The organism is Teichococcus globiformis (genome assembly GCF_042646265.1).
Taxonomy (GTDB): Bacteria; Pseudomonadota; Alphaproteobacteria; order Acetobacterales; family Acetobacteraceae; genus Pseudoroseomonas; species Pseudoroseomonas globiformis.
This window is the reverse complement of the sequence record NZ_JBHRTN010000018.1, coordinates 557,073-575,175: the sequence shown is the minus strand read 5'-3', so window position 1 is coordinate 575,175 and position 18,103 is coordinate 557,073. Positions and strand designations below refer to the sequence as shown.

Here is an 18,103-nt window from a genome sequence, read left to right as displayed (position 1 = left end):
CCGGCCGGCGGGTCAGCCCGGGAGAGCTGGACCGCGGGTGGCCGGATCGGTCAATCGGGACGCTGCAGCATGCCGCGCGTCCACAGCGTCAGCACCGCCATCAACAAGGCGGCCGTCAGGAAGCCTGCGCTGTAGCCGCCATGCCGCAGCAGGACGCCGAAACAGATCGAGCCGATCCCCTGGCCCAGAAACAGGGCCATGGCGAAGGCGGACACGGCGGTGGCGCGGGCTTCCGGCAGGGCCTCGGTGCTGCGGGCCTGCAGCACGCCGTGGAAACCGAAAAAGAACAGGCCGATCAGGGCCTGCAACACGGCCACCATCTGCCAGACCGGCGCCAGGGCCAGGGCAGCCAGGGCGACCGATAGCAGCAATCCGCCGACCAGCATCAGGCGCATCTCGCCCAGCCAGTCCAGCAGGCGCCGGGCAGTGCGGGTATAGACCAGGGCGCCGAGGCCGAAGCCGGCCACCACCAGGCCCGCCTGCCAAGGTTCCAGGTGGAAATCCTGGATCAGGTAGGAGCCAATGAACGGAAAGGCGCCCCCGAACAGCAGCAGCCCGTCCAGAAACGCCGTGAGCAGCAACAGGCGGGCCGGGCGGCGGCGGAGCAGCTCGGCGTAGCGCGTGAAGCCGAATCGCCCGGCCTTGGCCGGTTGCCCGCGCCACAGCCGCGTCCCCAGCGTGGCGGCGATGGCCGCCGCCGTCAGCAGGGCCACCGTGGCGGTGACCAGAAACACCGAGCGCCAGCCGAAGGCCTGGCCGATGCTGCCCGAAACGGGGCCGGTGAGCAGCTGCGCCATCACCATGCCGGTCATGAAGCGGCTGATCGTGGCTTGCCGTTCCTGGTAGGGCACATTGTCGCCGATCCAGGCCAGGGCGAGCGGGATAATGGCGCCGCCCGCAGCCCCGGTTGCGGCGCGCAGCGCGATCATCTGCCCGAGCGAGCCGGCCATGGCACAGGCCGCCATGGCCACGCCATAGGAGACAAGCCCGATGGTCAGCACGCGCAGCTTGCCGAAGCGGTCGCCCAGCGGACCCAGCAGCACCTGGCAGAACCCGTAGGGCAGGGCAAAGGCGGTGATCAGCACCGCCACTTCCGCCACAGTGCTGTGCAGGTCACGCGCCACCAGAGGCAGCAGCGGGTCGAGCAGCCGCATGCCGCAGCCGGTGGCGAAGGCGGCAGCGGCCAGCAGGGGCAGGATGGCGAGGTTGCCGGAGGGCGAGGGGCCGGGCGGCGCCGGGTTGACCGACATCGCGTCTGCCGCCTCGCCGCGGGGACTCACGCGGCGTCGACCTTGTTGGCGTCGAGGCTGGCTCGGGTGACCCGCCGGCGCTCGCTCTCGGTCTTGAGCTGACCGCAGGCGGCCAGGATGTCGCGCCCGCGCGGGGTGCGGATCGGCGAGGAATAGCCGGCATCCGACACCACCTTGGCGAAGCGGTGAATGGCGTTGCCCGAGGAGGTCTCGTAGGGGCTGCCGGGCCAGGGGTTGAACGGGATCAGGTTCACCTTGGCCGGGATGCCCTTGAGCAGCCGCACCAGCTCCCGCGCATCGGCCTCCGAATCGTTCACGCCCTTCAGCATGACGTATTCGAAAGTGATCCGACGGGCGTTGGAAGCGCCGGGATAGCGACGGCAGGCCGCCATCAGCTCGGCGATCGGGTATTTGCGGTTGAGCGGCACGATCTCGTCGCGGATCTCGTCCCGCACCGCATGCAGCGATACGGCCAGGCCGACGCCCAGTTCCTCGCCGCAGCGATCCATCATCGGCACCACGCCGGAGGTGGAGAGGGTGATGCGCCGGCGCGACAGGCCGATGCCCTCGCCATCCATGATGATCTTCATGGCCTTGGCGGTGTTCTCGTAGTTATAGAGCGGCTCGCCCATGCCCATGATCACGATGGTGGACAGCAGTCGCGGCGTGCCGTCGGTCGGGCTTGGCCATTCGCCATAGCTGTCGCGCGCCGCCATGAACTGCCCGACGATCTCGGCCGCGCCCAGGTTGCGCACCAGCTTCTGCGTGCCGGTGTGGCAGAACTTGCAGGACAGGGTACAGCCGACCTGGGTGGAGATGCACACGGCGCCGCGGTCTTCCTGCAGGCCGGGGATGTAGACCGTCTCGACCTTCTGGTTGTCGCGGAAGGCGAAGAGGAACTTCCGCGTCCCGTCCTCGCTGGTCTGTTCGGTATCGACCCCCGGGCGGCCGACCACGAAGCGCTCGGCCAGCTTCTGCTGCATCGGGCGGGCGATGGTGGACATCTTGGCGAAATCGGTGGCGCCCTGGTGGTAGATCCAGTGCCAGAGCTGCTTGGCACGGAACGGCTTCTCGCCGATCGCGACCATTTCCGCCGCCAGCTCCTCCCGCGACAGCCCGACCAGGTCGCGCCGCCCGTCGGGCAGGGTGGCCGGCGGCGGCGCGAACAGCGCTGACTTGGCCAGGATGCGCGCGCGCTCGGCTTCGGTCAGGTCGGGGGTGGGGGCGACGGAAATGTTCATGATGGGTTACCGGCGGCCGGCCGGGCACTCCTTGCTGATGGCGTCATAGGCGGCGGTGAAGCCGGAAAGGGAGAAGGTGTCGGTCGCCGTGCCGCGCCCATTAGGGCCGCTGCCCTTGGCCACCGCACTGGCGCCGGCCTTGAAGGCGGCGACGGTGCGGGTGCCTTCCCGCGCGAAAGCGTTCTCCTGCGCGGTGAAGAAGTCCAGTTCGGTGGAGCCGACATCCACCGTGACTTCGGCGTTGCGGGCATAAGCGTAGCCTGAACGCAGCGACACCTGGTCGCGCCCACCGGAACGATGCGTCACCGTCAGCATGACGTTCTGCCGCGTGCCGGCACCGTCGCTGCGGGTGGCGCGGGTGAAGGCGTAGCACACCTTCTGCGCGCCGCTGCCGAGGCTCGCCGCCGTCCATTCCTGGAAGGTGCCGAGCGATTGCGGGCGAGCCTGCTGCTGCGCCAGGGCCGGGATCGGCGCCGTGCCAAGGGCGGCGCCAAGCAGAAAGAGCGTGGAAAGGAGCCGGGTCATGGTGACGGTCACATAAGGGTTGGGGTGCCGGGGCCGCAACCGCGCAAAGCCGGAACCGGATGCGCGGCGGCCGCAAGGGTTTGGCATGTCGCAGCGGGCATCGAAAGAAAAAAGGACGCTAAATGCCGCACCGCATCATGCGCGCCATCTTCAAGCCGTCCCGGGACGCCGCTTCCGCAGCCCTGCGCTACTTCGCTGCGCGTCCGGGCGGCCACAAGACCTTGTCGCCGTAGTTGCAGGCCTCGCGCGCCACGCAGTGCCAGCACTCCGGCAGGCGCGCCTTGCAGATATAGCGCCCGTGCAGGATCAGCCAGTGATGCGCGTCGCGCAGCAGCGACCCGGGCACGCGCTTCATCAGGCCGTCCTCCACTTCGCGCGGGGTCTTGCCGGGCGCCAGGCCGGTCCGATTGCCGAGGCGGAAGATGTGGGTGTCCACCGCCATCGCCTCCTCGCCGAAAGCCACGTTGAGCACGACGTTGGCCGTCTTGCGCCCCACCCCCGGCAAGGCCTCCAGCGCCGCCCGGTCAGGTGGCACGGCGCCGCCATGCTTCTCGATCAGCTGCTGGGAAAGGGCGATCACGTTCTTCGCCTTGCCCTTCCACAGCCCGATGCTGCGAATGTGCCGCGCCAGCCCTTCCTCGCCCAGCGCCACCATGGCTTCGGGCGTGGCGGCCTCGGCGAACAGCGTGGCCGTGGCCTTGTTCACGCTGACATCCGTGGCCTGGGCCGAAAGCGCCACCGCCACCAGCAATGTGTAGGGGGAGGTGAAGTCCAGCTCGGTTTTCGGCGCGGGGTTGGCCACCGCCAGCGCCTCCACGAAGCGGGCGGCCTGGGCCGCGGACATGCGGCGGGCGCGGCGGGGTGCCTCGGCCGTTCCGTGCAGCGGTCGCTTGGCACCGCGGGGCCGGCGTGTGGCGGCAACGCCAGGATCCGGTTCGACCTGGGGCGGAGGCGGGATCTCGGCGGTTCCGGGCGGGGCCAGGGCGGGATCAGGGACGGCGGCAGGGGGGCGTTTCATGGGATCACGCGATTCGACAGGGGCAAGGAAGGGTTCGACACCCTATGTTCACCGGCAATGTCAGCAACCCCGGATCGCCCCTCGCTGGATCATGCGGTGGCCGAGCCTCCGCTGTTCGAGGCCGTCAGCACGCCGCATCGCAGCCTGCACCCCTTTGGCTTCCTGGTGCTGGCCGTGCTCTGCCTCGGCTGGGCCCTGATCGGCGGTGTGGTGTTCCTGGTGGTAGGCGCCTGGCCCGTAGTGCCGTTCCTGGGTGGCGAAGCGCTGCTGGTGCTGGGGGCGGTGCTTTTGCACCACCGCTGGTCCGGACGTGCGCGGGAGGTGATCTCGATCCGTTCCGGGCTGCTGCGGGTGCGGCGCGACAGGGGAAGGGGGAAAGCCTTCGAGGCCACGCTGGATCCGTACTGGGCACGCGTGGAGCGGGACGACCAGCGCGGCCTGGCATTGGTGCAGCGCGGACGGCGGGTGGAGATCGGGCGTTTTCTCTCGGAGCAGGAGCAGGCCGATCTCGCCGCCGCGCTGGAAGCGGTCCTGGCGGCGTATCGCCAGCCGGTCTTCGACAATCCGCAACTGCGGGAGAAGGGTTGAGACGATGGCCGGTGCGGCATTCCCAAAGCCGGGCCTGTCACCATGTTACGCTTCGCAACGAGCCGGAGTGACAAGATGACCCGCAGCCCCAGCACCATGCCGCGCCTTCTCCGACACGGCGACAATGTTGTTGAGATGATCCGGGGAGCGCACCAGGTCATGCAGTCCCGGCTTTCCGCCGAGGAGGCCGCGTTGCGGGGCCCGGCACTGACCGCCCTGGAATTCGGCCGCATGGTGCCCGAGAAGATGCTGGCCTTCTCTTCCGTCCAGACAGCGATGTGGCAGGGCGGGTTGGCCCTGATGCAGCGGACCATGGAATACGGCTTCCAGGAGGCCGCCGCTCAGCAGGCTCTGGTGCGCTCCGGTGCGCAGAAGGATCCGGCCGCCCTGGCTGCAGCGCAGCTGGAATGGGCCACGGGCGCGACGCACAGGGCTGCCCGCTTCTGGACAGGCTTCGGCCAGGATGCGATGGCCATGGCCGAATCGTCCCTGCGGCCGGTACGCAGCGCCGTCACGTCGAACCGCCGCCGCCTGGGCTGAAGCACGGCTTCCGGCCCTCACGACAGCACGTCGCTCCGCATCAACTCCTCCATCTCCTTGCCGCGGTTGCGCGAGGTCGCCAGATACAGCGCCAGGATCGCGAGGATCAGCCCGCCGGCGATCAGCGGCGCCTGGATGTTCCCGGTGGCGACCCGCACCACGATCAGCGTCAGGCACACGACCATGCCAAGGGCGGGAATGATCGACGGGACCTCGAAGGTGCCGCGCTTCTCGCCCTGGCGGCGCTGCAGCACGATCAGCGCGCCGTTGACGATGGTGAAGACGAACAGCAGCAGCAGCACGGTCGCCGCGGCCAGAGAGGCGATGTTGCCGATCGCCGCCAGCGCCAGCGTCACGACCAGCAACGCACCGATCGCCACATGCGGCGTGTGGCGCGTGGGATGCACGCGGCCCAGCGCCGCCGGCAACAGCCCCTGCCGCGCCATGCCGTAGAGCAGGCGGGAAGCCATGACGTAGTTCACCAGCGCCGTGTTGGCGACGGCGAAAATCGTGATGCCGATGAAGCCCACCGTCGGGAACCAGGGTGCCGCACGGCGCACCACCTCGGCCAGCGGAGCCGGGGCGGCGGCCAGTTCCCGCCAGGGCACCACCGAGACTGCGGTGACGCAGATCGCCAGGTAGATGATGGTGGCCGCCACCATGGCCAGGATCAGTCCGGCAGGCATGGTCCGCTCGGGGGATTTCACCTCCTCGGCCAGGTTCATGGTGTCCTCGAAGCCGATAAAGGAGAAGAAGGTCAGCACGGCGCCCTGAAACACCAGCAGAGCGGTGCCGGCGGCCTCGGTGCCCTGGGCTGCATCCGGCCATTCGAGCAGGCTGGCGCTACCCCAGTAGGGGATGCCGACGGCAACGACCAGGATCAGGCCGAAGGCCTCCACCACGGTGCAGAGCGCATTGAGCCAAAGGGACTCCTTGATGCCGCGCAGGATGATGCCGGCGACGATCAGCAGGAAGCCGGTGGCCAGCAGCAGCACGGGCACGCCGTCCAGCCCGAAGGCGGCCTGCAGGTTGCGCGCCACCACATTGGCCTGGGTGGCGATGGAGGTGAGGCCGGAACAGGCCACGGCCAGCCCCACAAGGTAGCCCAACAGCGGCGAGCGGTAAGCGCGGTGGGTGACGTAGCAGGCGCCGCCCGCCCGCGGATAGCGCGAGGCAATGGTGGCGTAGGAGAGACCCGTGAGCAATGCGGCGACCATGCTGACCAGGAAAGCCAGCCAGATGGCGCTGCCCATGAGCCGCGCCGCTTCTCCCACCAGCCCGTAGATGCCTGCGCCCAGCATGGAGCCGAGGCCGTACATCACCAGCAGGCCCAGGCCGATGCGGCGCTGCAATCGCGGTTCGCCTTGACCCTGCACCGCATCCGCCATGGCATTTCCCCTTCTCGCGCGGATGATCACCCCAAGGTTAAGCGCGGCATGGGCAAGACGGTTGCGGCGTCGGAACAAGATGGCGGATGCAAAAAGAGCGCCGGGGTCCTTGCCCCGACGCTCCTTCAGGCATCATCCGATCCGTGGAGCAGGATCAGCCGAGCCGTTCGCCGTGCAGCGATACGTCCAGCCCTTCGCGCTCCTCTTCCTCGGTCACGCGCAGCCCCATGGCCATGTCCACAACCTTCAGCAGGATGAAAGTGGCAATGCCGGTGTAGACGATCGTCGCAATCACCGAATAGAGCTGCACCATGAACTGGCCGAAGGAGGCGGCGGTGCCGCCAATGGCTTCATTGGCCAGAATGCCGGTCAGCAGCGCGCCGACAATGCCGCACACGCCATGCACCCCGAAGGCATCGAGGCTGTCGTCATAGCCGAGCCAGTGCTTGAGCGCGGTGGCACCCCAGTAGCCGGCCAGGCCGGCTGCGATGCCCAGCACCAGCGCGCCGCTCGGGGACACGAACCCGGCGGCCGGCGTCACCGCGACCAGCCCCGCGACGGCGCCGGAGATGGCGCCGAGAACCGAGGGCTTGCCCTTGAGCACCCATTCCACCAGCACCCAGACAATGGTGGCGGTTGCGGCGGCGATCTGGGTAACCAGAAGGGCCATGCCGGCGCGGCCCCCAGCAGCGAGGGCGGAGCCGGCGTTGAAGCCGAACCAGCCGACCCACAGCATGGAAGCCCCGATCACCGCCAGCGCCAGGTTGAAGGGGGACATGTTCTCGGTGCCGTAGCCGGTGCGCTTGCCCAGCACCACAGCCGCCACCAGGCCGGCCACGCCGGCGTTGATGTGCACCACCGTGCCTCCGGCGAAATCGAGCGCACCCAGGCCGAAGATCCAGCCATTGGACTGCCAGACCCAGTGGCAGATCGGGCTATAGACGAGCAGCGACCAAAGCACGGTGAAGACACAGAGCGAGGAGAACTTCATGCGGTCCGCCACGGCGCCGGTGGCCAGCGCCGGGGTGATGATGGCGAAGGTCATCTGAAAGGCGATGAACACCGTCTCCGGGATGGTTCCGCCCGCCATCGGCTGATTGAAGCTTTCCACCGTGCCGGCCAGGAACACCCGCGACAGATCGCCGATCCAGGCACCGCCTTCGCCGAAGGCCAGGCTGTACCCGGCCACCATCCAGACCACGCTGCACAGCGCGGCCAGGAAAAAGGACTGCATCATGGTGGCCAGCACGTTCTTCTTGCGCACCATGCCGGCATAGAACAGCGCCAGCCCCGGAATGGTCATCAGCAGCACCAGCGCGGTGCTGGTCAGCATCCAGGCCGTGTCGCCGCTGTCGATGGCGGGTGCCTCCTGGGCCAGGGCGGGCCCGGCCAGCAGCAGCGAAGCGGTCAGGGCGGCGGCCGCGCCGCAGGCCCCGGGAGCGATCGCGCGCATCATCCTCATTGGTTCCATTGCTATCCCGGTGGTGGTCATATCGATGGGCGCCCCGGGCATCAGAGCGCGGAGTCGTCGGTCTCGCCGGTGCGGATGCGCACCGCGCGTTCCACATCCAGCACGAAGATCTTGCCGTCGCCGATCTTGCCGGTGCGCGCGGTTGTCGCGATGGCCTCGACCACCGCGTCAACCATGTCCCCCGGTACGGCGACCTCGATCTTCAGCTTGGGCAGGAAAGAGACGTGGTATTCCGCGCCGCGGTAGATCTCGGTCTGGCCCTTCTGGCGGCCAAATCCCTTCACTTCGGTCACGGTCAGCCCCTGCACACCGAGCGGGGTGAGCGCCTCGCGCACCTCGTCCAGCTTGAAAGGCTTGATGACAGCCATCACCAGCTTCATGCGCTGCGGTCCCCTCTGCTTTCGGCGTAGCTGAGGCTGAGTGATGCGAAAGGCGTGCCACAGGCGGGCGGACAAGGCCGTGCGAGAATACGATAGCGATGGCTGCACAGATTTTATGCAGATTGCCTGTGAGCGGAGCCGGAATTGCCGGCGGTGCCACTCTTTCGGCGAGGCGGTCGAGACGCCAGAATAAGCGGCATGAATGCCACCCCAGCGGCCAACTCCATGACAGATCCCAGCAACACGATGGCGGCTGCCCCCACGGGCGGGGCGGATGTCGCGGTCTGCGTTGTCGGCGCAGGACCGGTCGGCGCGACCCTGGCCGCAGCCCTGGCCGCCGCCGGCATCCGCACGGCCGTCGTGGACACCGCGCCGCTGCCGCCGATGGAGCGGCCCGAATTCGATGGCCGCGCCTATGCGATTGCCGCTACCAGCCGCAACCTGCTCGACGGGGCCGGGGTCTGGGACCACCTGCCCTGGAGCCCTGGCCCCATCACCCGCATCCGCTGCATCGATGGCGAAGCCGGCGAGGCCGACAACCGGATGGCGCTGCATTTCGACGCGGCAGAGGCCGGCACCGGCCCGTTCGGCTGGATGGTGGAGGCACGGGCCCTGCGCATGGCGCTGAATGCGCGGATGCGCGAGCTGGCGCATCTTTCGGTGCATGCGCCGGCACGGGCCGAGGTGTCATGGGACGCTGTCGGCGCGGAGATCCGCCTGTCCACCGGGCGCAGCTTCCGCGCGGCGCTGGTTGTAGGCGCCGAAGGCCGCCGCTCCCCCTTGCGCACTGCGGCAGGCATCGGCACGGCTCAACTCGATTACCGTCAGATGGGGCTGGTGGGGGCGGTGGCGCATGAACTGCCGCACGAACAGCAGGCGCTGGAGAAGTTCCTGCCCGACGGGCCCTTCGCCCAGCTGCCGATGGCGCCGACCGAGGAGCATCCGCACGTTTCCGCCATTGTGTGGTCCGACCGCCGCCACGTGGCCGAGCGGATGCTGCGCCTGCCGGACAACGAATACGGACGCGAAATCCAGCGCCGCATGGGCGACCACCTGGGCCGCGTGACGCCGATCGGCCGGCGCTGGTCCTACCCGTTGAGCGCCATGCACGCCATGCGCTACACCGCGCCGCGACTGGCCCTGGTGGGTGACGCCGCGCATGGTATCCACCCGATCGCGGGACAGGGCCTCAATCTCGGCTTCCGTGACGTGGCGACCCTGGCGGAACTGGTGATCGAGGCGGCGGAGCGCGGCGAGGACGCCGGCTCGTCCGGGCTGCTGGCCCGCTACCAGGCTGCACGGCGGCCGGATGCGATGCTGATGCTGGGTGCGACGCACGCGCTGGAGCGGCTGTTCGGCAACAGGCTGCCCCCGGTGAGGCTGGCGCGGCGGCTGGGGCTGGCCGCGGTGGAGCGGATGCCGCGGCTCAAGGGCTTCTTCGCCCGCCGTGCCATGGGGTTCGGGCCGGTGACGGGGTCGCTGATGCTCGGAAATCCGTCCACGGCCCCCTGAAGAGCCGTCGCTCAGCGCCCGGGCAGCAACCCTTCCATCAGCCCGCGCAGCAGGGCGATCCCGTCCTGCACCCCTTCCAGCCGCAGCGGCTGCCCGGCAGCGTCCCCGGCGGAGGGTGCCAGGGCCACACGGTCCTGCCCAAGCTCGGCCGCGGAAATCCGGCCGTCACCATCGTAGTCCAGGCTTTCCATCACCAGCCGGGCGCCGGCCACGCCTGCCAGCGCTCCGCCGGCGCCGGCAAAGGCCAGCGCATCGGCACTTGCACCGTCCGCCGCGGCGAGAACCCAGGTCATGCCGCGGATCAGCCGTCCGATCTCCGCCACGGAGAGCAGCCTGTCGCCCGAAACATCGCCAATGGCAATGACCGTCGCAATGCAGCCCGAGCCCTGGCCTGCGGGTGTGCCGCAGGCTGCCTCGAGTTGCTCCAGCGCGCCCAGCATCGCCAGCCCCTCTCCGTGCAGGGCGGACATGGCAAGCGGCGGCGCAGGACAGCGGTGCCAGGCCTGCACCGGCGTGTCGCCCGGCAACCGGTCGTCGCGCAGCTTCGGCCCTGGTTCGGCGCTTACGAGCCCCTCAGTGCCGCCCGGGCGCAGCATGATGCGCGGTGCCTCGGCGCCCCGCCCTGTCCCGATGAGCCAGCCATCCTGTTCGCGCGATTCGTTGAAACGCAGCAGCCGCGACGGGCCACGCGCGGGAAGCCGGGCGGCGCTGCGGGCAGTCAGGTGCAGCATGGCATCGGGTGCGGTGCAGCTGCCGGCAAACCAGGCGCCGCGCAGCTCCGGTGGCACGGGCGAGATCGGCTGGGCCGATGCGGCACCCTGCCAGAAGAACAAGCCCATCAGCAGCGCGAAGGCTGGGGCGCGTCGTGCCGTCACCATCACGGCAGCGCTACCTCCGTGCCGGAGCAAAGGTCGAAGCGCGGGCGTTCGAACTGGCGCCCGTCGCGGAACACGGCACGCAGATGGCCGGTACAGCCCACCTCTTCGGGAGGCTGGAAATCCAGCGTCTCGCCACGGCCGAGCACGGTGCTGCCCAGCCGGTCCGGTCCGGGCGAAGCGTCCGGCGCGGCATCGGCCGCATCCACATACAGTTCCACCAGCGGTGCCCGGCCGGTGTTGCGGAACCGCACGCTGCCTTCGCGCGGCGGACCCTGTTCGATCGGGCCGCCACCCTGGTCCAGCCGCTCCGCCAGGGTCCAGCCGGGGCGCAGCACGATCAGCCCGCTGCCGCAGATATCGACGCCCCGCCGCTCCTCCGCGCCGCCATTGGCGAACAGGATGCGGAGGTCGATCTCGCAGTCGCTGCGCAGCGTGACCTCGGCGCGCGCGCCGCGTTCCACCGGCCGCGCCAGCAGCCTGTCCTCGCCCCAGTCGCTGTCGTCGATGCCGGAGGCGTAAACCTCCTGCACGGCGGCGCCATGGCGGTTGATCAGGGTGAAGACGCGTTCGGGCGGGCGTGGCACGCCGCTCCCGTCGAACACCATCTGCGGCGTGGCGCAAAGGTCCACGCCGCGCTTTTCCTCTGCCGTGTCGTCGTCATACACGGCGCGCAGATCCACATGGCAGGCACGGCTGCGAAGCCGCAGCCGGAAAGTGTCGCCATCCTCCACTGTGGTGGCGCCAAGGCGGTCGATGCCCCACGCCTCGGCACCGGGTTGCCCGGCCGAGGCTCCGGTGATGGCGTGCAGGTTGCGGATGCCGCGGCCGCTGGCATTGGCGATCACCGTTTCCCGCCACGGCGTGGCGGGGTCGCCAAAAGCCACCCGGGTGCGACGGCAAAGATCGATGCGCCGGCGCTCCTCCGTGGCGTCGTCCTCGAACACGGCGGTGATGTCGAACAGGCAGGCACGGGTACGGCCCAGGATCAGCTCGTGGCTTTCCTCCGGCTCGATCGTATCGGGGCCGAGGCGATCCGTGCCGCGCTCCGCCGCGCCCGATGGACCGGCGTAGAGTTCGCGGATCGGCACATCGGTGTCGTTGACCACAAGCGCCACGCGCATGGGTGCCGAGGGGTCTCCAAGCACCACGCGCGGCGTGCCGCGCGCATCGCGGCAAAGGTCGAGGCCGCGCTTTTCCTCCGTGCTGCCATCCGACAGCACGGCGCGGAGGTCCCACAGGCAGAGGCGGGTGCGGCCAAGCGAGAGGCGCAGCGTGGCGGCGTTGGGCAGCGTTTCCTCGCCGAGCCTTTCGCCACCCGGCTCCACGCTGCCGGCAGGAACGACATAGAGCTCGCGCAGACCCAGCCCAAGTTCGTTGGCAATCAGCAATTCGCGCTCGGTGATGCGGTCGGTGCGTTGCGCCGGCGCCTGGGGCGCGCGCGGCTCAGCGGCCACTCCCGGCCAGGGCGCTGCAAGCAGCACCACCAACAGGCCCCAGCGTAGCCGCATCCAGTCCAACCCCCATTCCGCCGCGCCAGAATGCTTGCGGCGAAGGTAGGGTGCAAGCGTTGCGCGCGCTGCGTGATCGGATTTGCGATTTGCTGTGGCAACGATTATCGCTGACCCTGGCCACAGGAATGATGTGGCTGGAGGATGTCAAGAATGCTGCGTCGTACCCTTCTGGCGGCCTCCGCTGCCAGCGCCCTGTTGCCTCTCGCCGCGCTGCGCTCCGGCGCGCGGGCCGCCGAGCTCTATCCCTCGATGAACGTCTTCATTCCCGCCGGTCCCGGCGGCGGCTGGGACGGGCTCGGCCGCGCCATCGAGCAGGTGGCCCGGCAGGCAGGGCTGGTCAGCTCCTTCCAGTTCGAGAATGTGGGCGGAGCCGGCGGCACCGTCGGGCTGCCGCGGTTTATCGGTCAGCGCCGCGGGCGCGAAGGCGCGATCATGGTGGGCGGTGCGATCATGGTGGGCTCGGTGCTCGCCAACAAGTCGCCGGTGGGCCTCAAGGACGTGACGCCAGTGGCGCGCATGACCACCGAGCCCGGAATCATCGTGGTTCCCGCCAACAGCGACATCCGCGACATCAACGGATTCATGGCGGCACTGAAGGACAATCCGGGCGCGACCTCGGTGGCCGGCGGCAGCGCCGGCGGCATGGACCACATCCTGCTTGGCCTGCTGCTGAAATCGGTGGGCCGCTCGGCCCGGGACGCCTCCTACGTTGCCTTCGCCGGCGGCGGCCCGGCCCAGGCGGCCATTCTCGGGGCGCAGGTGAAGGCCGGCATCAGCGGCTATTCCGAGTTCGCCGAACAGATCAAGGCGGGGCGGATGCGCGCCCTGGCGACTTCGGGCGAATCGCGCTCGGTGGAAGGCGTGCCGACGCTGAAGGAGAGCGGCATCGACATCGTGCTGGGCAACTGGCGCGGCGTGTTCGGCCCGCCGGGGCTGCGGCCCGAGGCGGTGCAGAAGCTGGTGAAGTTCGTCACCGACCTGCATGCCCTGCCGGCCTGGAAGGAATTGCTGGCGCGCCAGGGCTGGGACGACGCGTTCCTGGTGGGTGCGGAGTTCGATGCCTTCCTGAAGCAGGACGAGGCGGCGACGGCGCAGGTGCTGAAAGAGATCGGCCTGATCTGAGGCGGCCGCGCCGCAGTGGGAGAGTATGCAATGGAACGGGCGAAGCCGGGGGCTGGCCCCGATCTCGCGGTCGGGCTGTTCGTGGTGGCGCTGGGGCTGCTCTGCCTGTGGCAGGCGGTGGCCATCCCGGTGACACCGCTCTACGCCCAGGTCGGGCCGAAATTCATGCCCTACGTCATCGGCGCGCTGGTGACGTCGGTGGGCATCGGCCTCAGCGTCACCGCGCTCCGCGGTGGCTGGTCGCACACGCTGGAGGAGGTAGAGCACCTGCCGCCGACAAACTGGCGGGCCATCGGCCTGCTGGGCGCCGGGCTGGTGGCCAACCTCGTGCTGATCGGCACGCTGGGCTTCGTTTTCGCGGCCACGGCGCAGTTCGTGCTGGTGGCGGCGGCTTTTGGCAGCCGGCATCCGCTGCGCGACTTCGGGATCGGGGTTGCAGTGGCATTCGGCGCCTTTCTTGCCTTTGACAAGCTGCTCGGCGTCAACATCGGTGCCGGCATCCTGGAAGGGATCCTCTGACCATGGATGTCTGGTCCGGCCTCGCGCTCGGCTTTGGGCACGCGCTTACCATCACCAATCTGGGCTGGGCGCTGCTCGGCTGCTTTCTCGGCACCGCGATCGGCGTGCTGCCGGGAATCGGCCCGGCGCTGACCATCGCGCTGCTGCTGCCCATCACCTTCCAGGTCAGCGCCACAGGCGCGTTCATCCTGTTCTGCGGCGTGTTCTACGGCGCGATGTATGGCGGCTCCACCACCTCCATCCTGCTGAACACCCCGGGCGAGAGCGGCTCCATCATCACCGCGCTGGAAGGCGCGAAGATGGCCAGGAACGGCCGCGCCGGGCCGGCGCTGGTCACTGCAGCCATCGGCTCCTTCGTGGCCGGGACGATCGGCACGCTGGGCATTTCCTTTGTCGGGCCGCTGGTGGTGGAGCTGGCGCTGAAGCTCGGCCCGGCCGAGTATTTCTCGCTCATGCTGCTGTGCTTCGCCACCGTGTCGGCGGTGCTTGGCGGCTCGGTTCTGCGCGGGCTGGCATCGCTCGGCCTGGGGCTGGTGATCGGGCTGGTCGGCATCGACCTGCAGACCGGACAGCCGCGCCTGACCTTCGGCATCCCCGAATTGCTGGACGGCATCGACGTGGTGCTGGTCGCGGTCGCTCTTTTTGCCGTGGGCGAGACCATGTTCCTCGCCTGGAACCATGTTGCCGGCAAGCAGGAGGTGCGCGAGGTCGGCCGGCTGATGATGACGAAGCAGGATTGGAAACGAAGCATCGGCCCCTGGTTCCGCGGCGCCGGACTGGGCTTTCCCTTTGGCGTCATGCCGACCGGCGGCAGCGAGATGCCGACCATGCTCAGCTACTACGCCGAGCGGAAGCTGGTTCGTCCCGAGCACCGGCACGAGTTCGGCACCACCGGCGCGATCGAGGGCGTGGCGGGGCCGGAGGCGGCCAACAATGCCGCGGCGGCGGGCGTGCTGGTGCCGATGCTGACGCTCGGACTGCCGACTTCGGCCACGGCGGCGATCATGCTGTCGGCCTTCCAGTCCTACGGCATCCAGCCGGGGCCGATGCTGTTCACCACCCAGGCCGACCTGGTCTGGACGCTGATCGCTTCGCTCTACATCGCCAACATCATGCTGGTGGTCTTGAACCTGCCGCTGGTCGGGCTGTGGGCCCGCATCCTGAAGATCCCGACGCCGCAGCTCTATGCCGGCATCCTGGTCTTCGCGACCATCGGCACCTACGGCATCAGCAACAGCGTGGTCGACCTGGTGCTGCTCTACGGCATCGGCATCATTGCCGCCTTCATGCGCCGCTTCGACTTCCCCCAGGCGCCGGTCGTGATCGGCATGATCCTGGGACCGATGGCGGAGCAGGCGATGCGGCAGGCGCTGACCATCAGCCAGGGCGACTGGAGCACCTTTGTCACCCGGCCCGTCTCGCTGTCCATCCTGCTGATCGCGGTGCTGGCGCTGGCGGGGCCGCGGATCTGGGGGCTGTTCGTGCGCAACCGGGCGGACACGGCGCCCTCGCCATAGGTCCGCCCCTGGCGCGGCGCGGCGGCGGCCCAACATGGAGGGCATGCCGCCCGCCAGACCCTGGACACCCCGCCGCCTGCTGGTGACCCCCTCCGCCCTGCGCTTCGCCCATGGCGCTGCCACGGTGGAGCGCGCGGCGGCGGCGGGGGCTGAGATCGTCCGGCTCCCCGCTGACCGGCTTTCGGGCCTGCCCGACAGCTACCGCGACAGCAAGACCACCATGGCGGTGGTGGTGGCGTCCCCTAGCCGGCGGCGGCCGCAGCCCATCCCGCCCTCGGCCGACTGGCGATTCGACCTGGCCGAGGGTTGCCCGGCGCACTGCCAGTACTGCTATCTGGCCGGCTCCCTGGCCGGGCCGCCGATCATCCGCTCCTATGCCAACCTTCCCGAGATCCTGGCGGAACTGCCGCCGCTGCTCGGGCAGGGCACCGTGACATCGCGCTCCGAGGCACGGCAGGCTGAGGGCACCACCTTCGAATGCTCCTGCTACACCGATCCGCTGGCCATCGAGCACCTGACCGGCGGGCTGGAAGCCGCCATCCGCCACTTCGGCGCCTGGGACGAGGCTGTGCAGCTTCGCTTCACCACCAAGTTCGACGCGGTGGAGCCGCTGCTGGACCTGCCGCACCGCGGCCGGACACGCATCCGCTTTTCGCTGAACGCCCGCTCAGCCGAACGCTATGAGGGCGGCGCGCCCCGCATGCCGCGGCGGCTGGCGGCGATGCGGGCGGTGGCCGAGGCAGGCTACCCGGTTGGCATCACCGTGGCGCCGATCCTGCCCGTGCCGGCCTGGCAAGCGGAATACGACCGGCTCCTGGCGGACGTGGCCGAGGCGCTGGACGGGCTGCGGCCCGACCTGACTGCCGAACTGATCACCCACCGCTTCACCGACAAGTCCAAGGGCGTTCTGAACGACTGGTATCCCGGCAGCGACCTGCCGATGGACGAAGCGGAGCGCACCCGCAAGCTGACCAAGTTCGGTACCGGCAAGTGGGTGATGCCACGCGACGCGATGAGGGCCATGCGGGAAGCGCTGACGACGTCGCTGCATCGCTGGCTGCCGGCGGCGCGACTGCTTTACTGGACCTGAGGACGCGGCGGTGAAGCACCCGGTGACACCGGATGGGCGCTACTTCGTGGTGCGCGGGCGTCTTTGGCGGCTGGCGAACCCTGCGCTCGACGAGGCCGAACGCAGCGCCCTGACCCGCGAGCTGATGGCCGGACGGCGCGCCAAGCAACAGGCTCTCCGCCGAGGCGACGCTGCGGATCGGGAGGCCGCCCGGCAGCGCATCGATGCCGCCAAGCAGGCCCTGGGCGAGCGCGGACCAGTGTGGTGGGACGATGGCGCCCCCGATTTCAACCGGCACATGGCCCGCAACACGCCCTATGCCGAATGGTTCGCGGCGCTGGACGAGCACGGAGGAACCGGTGGATAGGTTCCCCGCGCCGGGCCGCTATTCCCCGGCAGGCTCCAGTTTCAGGATGCGGCCGCGATTCTCATCCGTGAGCAGGTAGAGCGCGCCTTCCGGCCCCTGCACCACATGGCGGATACGCGTCTGGCCCCAGAGCAGCCGCTCTTCGCCACGGATCTGGTCTCCCTCCACCTCGAGGCGCATCAGCCCGGCGCTGCTCAGCGTCCCCATGAACAGGTCGCCCTTCCAGCCCGGAAAGGCATCGCCGTTGTAGAAGGCAACGCCGGACGGGCTGATGGCCGGTGTCCAGAAACGCAGCGGGTCCTGCATGTCGGGCCGTGACGGCGCCTCATGGATCTGCAGCCCGCTATAGGCGGTGCCGTGGCCGACCACGGGCCAGCCGTAATTGGCGCCCGGCCGGACCAAGTTGACCTCGTCGCCGCCGCGCGGACCCATCTCCACTTCCCACATGGTGCCCGTGGCAGGGTTCACCGCCAGCCCCTGGGGCGAGCGGATGCCATAGGCGAAGATCTCCGGCCTGGCGCCCGGCAGGGCAGGATTGCCTTCCGCGGGACGGCCGTCGCGTTCCAGCCGCAGGAGTTTGCCGGCAAGGTCCGACAGGTCCTGCGCCCGCTCCGACACGCGCTGCCGGTCGCCGGTGGTGAGGTAAAGCTTGCCGTCGCGGCCAAAGGAGATGCGGCAGCCGTAATGCCCGTTGCCGGTCTGCGCCGGCAGGGCGTCGAAGATCGGCTGCGCGGAGTCGAGGCTGCGTGCGTCGCCCGCCAGCCGGGCGCGCACCAGCCGGGTGACATTGCCGCCCCGCACCGCGGCGGCATGGCAGAAATACAGTTCCCGCGTCGAAGCGAAATCGGGCGCGAGCTGAATGTCGAGCAGCCCTCCCTGGCCGGCCGCCGCCACCTCCGGAACACCGCCGAGCGGTGGCGAAACCGAGCCGTCCCGATCGATCAGCCGCAGGCGGCCAGGGCGCTCGGTGACCAGCATTCGCCCGTCCGGCAGGAAGGCGCCGCCCCAGGGATGCGACAGGCCGCCGGCGAAGGTTGTGACCCGGAAGCGGGCGGCCTGGCTTTCCACCACCTCGCCCCGCCCCTCAGTGCCCTGGGCGCAGGCGGTGCCGCTCAGCAGCGCCACGGTCAGGGGAAGGATGCGGGAAGCGGCGCGAAGGAGCGCCGGAAAGGGCCTGCGAGCGGGGGTCCGTCCGACGCTCATGCAG

At 69.5% G+C, this 18,103-nt stretch carries 18 protein-coding genes; 8 read left to right on the top strand and 10 right to left on the bottom strand.

What is annotated here, in order from left to right:
* Nucleotides 1-50 precede the first annotated feature (50 nt).
* The 4 genes from ACFOD4_RS16950 to nth all read right to left on the bottom strand — a co-directional run bounded on the left by ACFOD4_RS16950 (nucleotide 51) and on the right by nth (nucleotide 3,860).
* On the bottom strand, nucleotides 51-1,280 hold the full coding sequence (locus ACFOD4_RS16950; RefSeq protein WP_379598309.1) for an MFS transporter: 1,230 nt from the start codon (nucleotides 1,278-1,280) through the stop codon (nucleotides 51-53).
* The gene (gene rlmN, locus ACFOD4_RS16945) at nucleotides 1,277-2,491 is read right to left on the bottom strand and encodes a 23S rRNA (adenine(2503)-C(2))-methyltransferase RlmN (protein WP_379598307.1); all 1,215 of its coding nucleotides are present in this window, start codon (nucleotides 2,489-2,491) and stop codon (nucleotides 1,277-1,279) included. Before rlmN ends, ACFOD4_RS16950 begins: the two co-directional genes overlap by 4 nt.
* Before the next feature lie 6 nt (nucleotides 2,492-2,497).
* Nucleotides 2,498-3,016, bottom strand: a complete 519-nt coding sequence (locus tag ACFOD4_RS16940) for an invasion associated locus B family protein (protein ID WP_379598305.1) — start codon at nucleotides 3,014-3,016, stop codon at nucleotides 2,498-2,500.
* A gap of 187 nt (nucleotides 3,017-3,203) precedes the next feature.
* Nucleotides 3,204-3,860 carry an endonuclease III gene (gene nth, locus ACFOD4_RS16935; protein WP_379598889.1) on the bottom strand — a complete coding sequence of 219 codons (657 nt, stop codon included), beginning with the start codon at nucleotides 3,858-3,860 and terminating at the stop codon, nucleotides 3,204-3,206.
* A gap of 270 nt (nucleotides 3,861-4,130) precedes the next feature.
* On the opposite strand from nth, the gene ACFOD4_RS16930 reads away from it, so the two are divergent.
* Entirely contained in the window at nucleotides 4,131-4,622 is a 492-nt protein-coding gene (locus ACFOD4_RS16930; RefSeq protein WP_379598303.1) for a DUF2244 domain-containing protein, read from the top strand.
* A 75-nt stretch (nucleotides 4,623-4,697) separates the two neighbouring features.
* The gene (locus ACFOD4_RS16925; RefSeq protein ID WP_379598301.1) at nucleotides 4,698-5,162 is read left to right on the top strand and encodes a hypothetical protein; all 465 of its coding nucleotides are present in this window, start codon (nucleotides 4,698-4,700) and stop codon (nucleotides 5,160-5,162) included.
* A 17-nt stretch (nucleotides 5,163-5,179) separates the two neighbouring features.
* Here ACFOD4_RS16925 and ACFOD4_RS16920 read toward each other — a convergent pair whose 3' ends face one another.
* From ACFOD4_RS16920 to ACFOD4_RS16910, 3 genes are all read right to left on the bottom strand, one after another.
* Nucleotides 5,180-6,550: an APC family permease gene (locus tag ACFOD4_RS16920; RefSeq protein WP_379598300.1), complete on the bottom strand. Its 1,371-nt coding sequence runs from the start codon at nucleotides 6,548-6,550 to the stop codon at nucleotides 5,180-5,182.
* Between the two features lie 154 nt (nucleotides 6,551-6,704).
* On the bottom strand, nucleotides 6,705-8,003 hold the full coding sequence (locus ACFOD4_RS16915; protein ID WP_379598888.1) for an ammonium transporter: 1,299 nt from the start codon (nucleotides 8,001-8,003) through the stop codon (nucleotides 6,705-6,707).
* Between the two features lie 59 nt (nucleotides 8,004-8,062).
* The gene (locus ACFOD4_RS16910; RefSeq protein ID WP_379598298.1) at nucleotides 8,063-8,401 is read right to left on the bottom strand and encodes a P-II family nitrogen regulator; all 339 of its coding nucleotides are present in this window, start codon (nucleotides 8,399-8,401) and stop codon (nucleotides 8,063-8,065) included.
* Nucleotides 8,402-8,626: 225 nt separating this feature from the next.
* Between ACFOD4_RS16910 and ACFOD4_RS16905 the strand changes: the two genes are divergently transcribed.
* The gene (locus ACFOD4_RS16905) at nucleotides 8,627-9,913 is read left to right on the top strand and encodes a UbiH/UbiF/VisC/COQ6 family ubiquinone biosynthesis hydroxylase (protein WP_379598886.1); all 1,287 of its coding nucleotides are present in this window, start codon (nucleotides 8,627-8,629) and stop codon (nucleotides 9,911-9,913) included.
* Nucleotides 9,914-9,924: 11 nt separating this feature from the next.
* Here the strand turns inward: ACFOD4_RS16905 and ACFOD4_RS16900 are convergent, their stop codons facing one another.
* Together ACFOD4_RS16900 and ACFOD4_RS16895 are read right to left on the bottom strand one after the other, a co-directional pair.
* Nucleotides 9,925-10,794 carry a hypothetical protein gene (locus ACFOD4_RS16900; RefSeq protein WP_379598296.1) on the bottom strand — a complete coding sequence of 290 codons (870 nt, stop codon included), beginning with the start codon at nucleotides 10,792-10,794 and terminating at the stop codon, nucleotides 9,925-9,927.
* A complete protein-coding gene (locus ACFOD4_RS16895) occupies nucleotides 10,791-12,299 on the bottom strand; it encodes a hypothetical protein (protein WP_379598294.1) in 1,509 nt (502 codons plus the stop codon). The genes ACFOD4_RS16900 and ACFOD4_RS16895 overlap by 4 nt, the downstream gene beginning before the upstream one ends.
* Nucleotides 12,300-12,452: 153 nt before the next feature.
* Here ACFOD4_RS16895 and ACFOD4_RS16890 point away from each other — a divergent pair, with 153 nt between their 5' ends.
* The 5 genes from ACFOD4_RS16890 to ACFOD4_RS16870 are packed head-to-tail and all read left to right on the top strand — an operon-like array spanning nucleotide 12,453 to nucleotide 16,896.
* Entirely contained in the window at nucleotides 12,453-13,424 is a 972-nt protein-coding gene (locus ACFOD4_RS16890) for a Bug family tripartite tricarboxylate transporter substrate binding protein (protein ID WP_379598292.1), read from the top strand.
* 30 nt (nucleotides 13,425-13,454) lie between these two features.
* Nucleotides 13,455-13,943, top strand: a complete 489-nt coding sequence (locus ACFOD4_RS16885; protein ID WP_379598290.1) for a tripartite tricarboxylate transporter TctB family protein — start codon at nucleotides 13,455-13,457, stop codon at nucleotides 13,941-13,943.
* A gap of 2 nt (nucleotides 13,944-13,945) precedes the next feature.
* The gene (locus tag ACFOD4_RS16880; RefSeq protein WP_379598289.1) at nucleotides 13,946-15,460 is read left to right on the top strand and encodes a tripartite tricarboxylate transporter permease; all 1,515 of its coding nucleotides are present in this window, start codon (nucleotides 13,946-13,948) and stop codon (nucleotides 15,458-15,460) included.
* Between the two features lie 43 nt (nucleotides 15,461-15,503).
* Nucleotides 15,504-16,550, top strand: coding sequence for an SPL family radical SAM protein (locus ACFOD4_RS16875; protein ID WP_379598287.1), 1,047 nt, complete (start codon nucleotides 15,504-15,506; stop codon nucleotides 16,548-16,550).
* Between the two features lie 10 nt (nucleotides 16,551-16,560).
* Nucleotides 16,561-16,896 (top strand): hypothetical protein, encoded by a 336-nt coding sequence (locus tag ACFOD4_RS16870; protein WP_379598286.1) that lies wholly within the window; start codon nucleotides 16,561-16,563, stop codon nucleotides 16,894-16,896.
* An 18-nt stretch (nucleotides 16,897-16,914) separates the two neighbouring features.
* On the opposite strand, the gene ACFOD4_RS16865 is transcribed toward ACFOD4_RS16870, so the two are convergent.
* Nucleotides 16,915-18,099: a PQQ-dependent sugar dehydrogenase gene (locus tag ACFOD4_RS16865; protein WP_379598284.1), complete on the bottom strand. Its 1,185-nt coding sequence runs from the start codon at nucleotides 18,097-18,099 to the stop codon at nucleotides 16,915-16,917.
* Nucleotides 18,100-18,103: the final 4 nt, after the last annotated feature.

What these genes read in the sequence shown, in the direction of transcription:
- ACFOD4_RS16920 (WP_379598300.1), bottom strand. Translation starts at nt 6,550, where the DNA reads ATGGCGGATGCGGTGCAGGGTCAAGGCGAACCGCGATTGCAGCGCCGC.
- ACFOD4_RS16880 (WP_379598289.1), top strand. Translation starts at nt 13,946, where the DNA reads ATGGATGTCTGGTCCGGCCTCGCGCTCGGCTTTGGGCACGCGCTTACC.
- nth (WP_379598889.1), bottom strand. Translation starts at nt 3,860, where the DNA reads ATGTCCGCGGCCCAGGCCGCCCGCTTCGTGGAGGCGCTGGCGGTGGCC.
- ACFOD4_RS16915 (WP_379598888.1), bottom strand. Translation starts at nt 8,003, where the DNA reads ATGCGCGCGATCGCTCCCGGGGCCTGCGGCGCGGCCGCCGCCCTGACC.
- ACFOD4_RS16895 (WP_379598294.1), bottom strand. Translation starts at nt 12,299, where the DNA reads ATGCGGCTACGCTGGGGCCTGTTGGTGGTGCTGCTTGCAGCGCCCTGG.
- rlmN (WP_379598307.1), bottom strand. Translation starts at nt 2,491, where the DNA reads ATGAACATTTCCGTCGCCCCCACCCCCGACCTGACCGAAGCCGAGCGC.
- ACFOD4_RS16885 (WP_379598290.1), top strand. Translation starts at nt 13,455, where the DNA reads ATGGAACGGGCGAAGCCGGGGGCTGGCCCCGATCTCGCGGTCGGGCTG.
- ACFOD4_RS16925 (WP_379598301.1), top strand. Translation starts at nt 4,698, where the DNA reads ATGACCCGCAGCCCCAGCACCATGCCGCGCCTTCTCCGACACGGCGAC.
- ACFOD4_RS16910 (WP_379598298.1), bottom strand. Translation starts at nt 8,401, where the DNA reads ATGAAGCTGGTGATGGCTGTCATCAAGCCTTTCAAGCTGGACGAGGTG.
- ACFOD4_RS16865 (WP_379598284.1), bottom strand. Translation starts at nt 18,099, where the DNA reads ATGAGCGTCGGACGGACCCCCGCTCGCAGGCCCTTTCCGGCGCTCCTT.
- ACFOD4_RS16940 (WP_379598305.1), bottom strand. Translation starts at nt 3,016, where the DNA reads ATGACCCGGCTCCTTTCCACGCTCTTTCTGCTTGGCGCCGCCCTTGGC.
- ACFOD4_RS16875 (WP_379598287.1), top strand. Translation starts at nt 15,504, where the DNA reads ATGCCGCCCGCCAGACCCTGGACACCCCGCCGCCTGCTGGTGACCCCC.
- ACFOD4_RS16905 (WP_379598886.1), top strand. Translation starts at nt 8,627, where the DNA reads ATGACAGATCCCAGCAACACGATGGCGGCTGCCCCCACGGGCGGGGCG.
- ACFOD4_RS16890 (WP_379598292.1), top strand. Translation starts at nt 12,453, where the DNA reads ATGCTGCGTCGTACCCTTCTGGCGGCCTCCGCTGCCAGCGCCCTGTTG.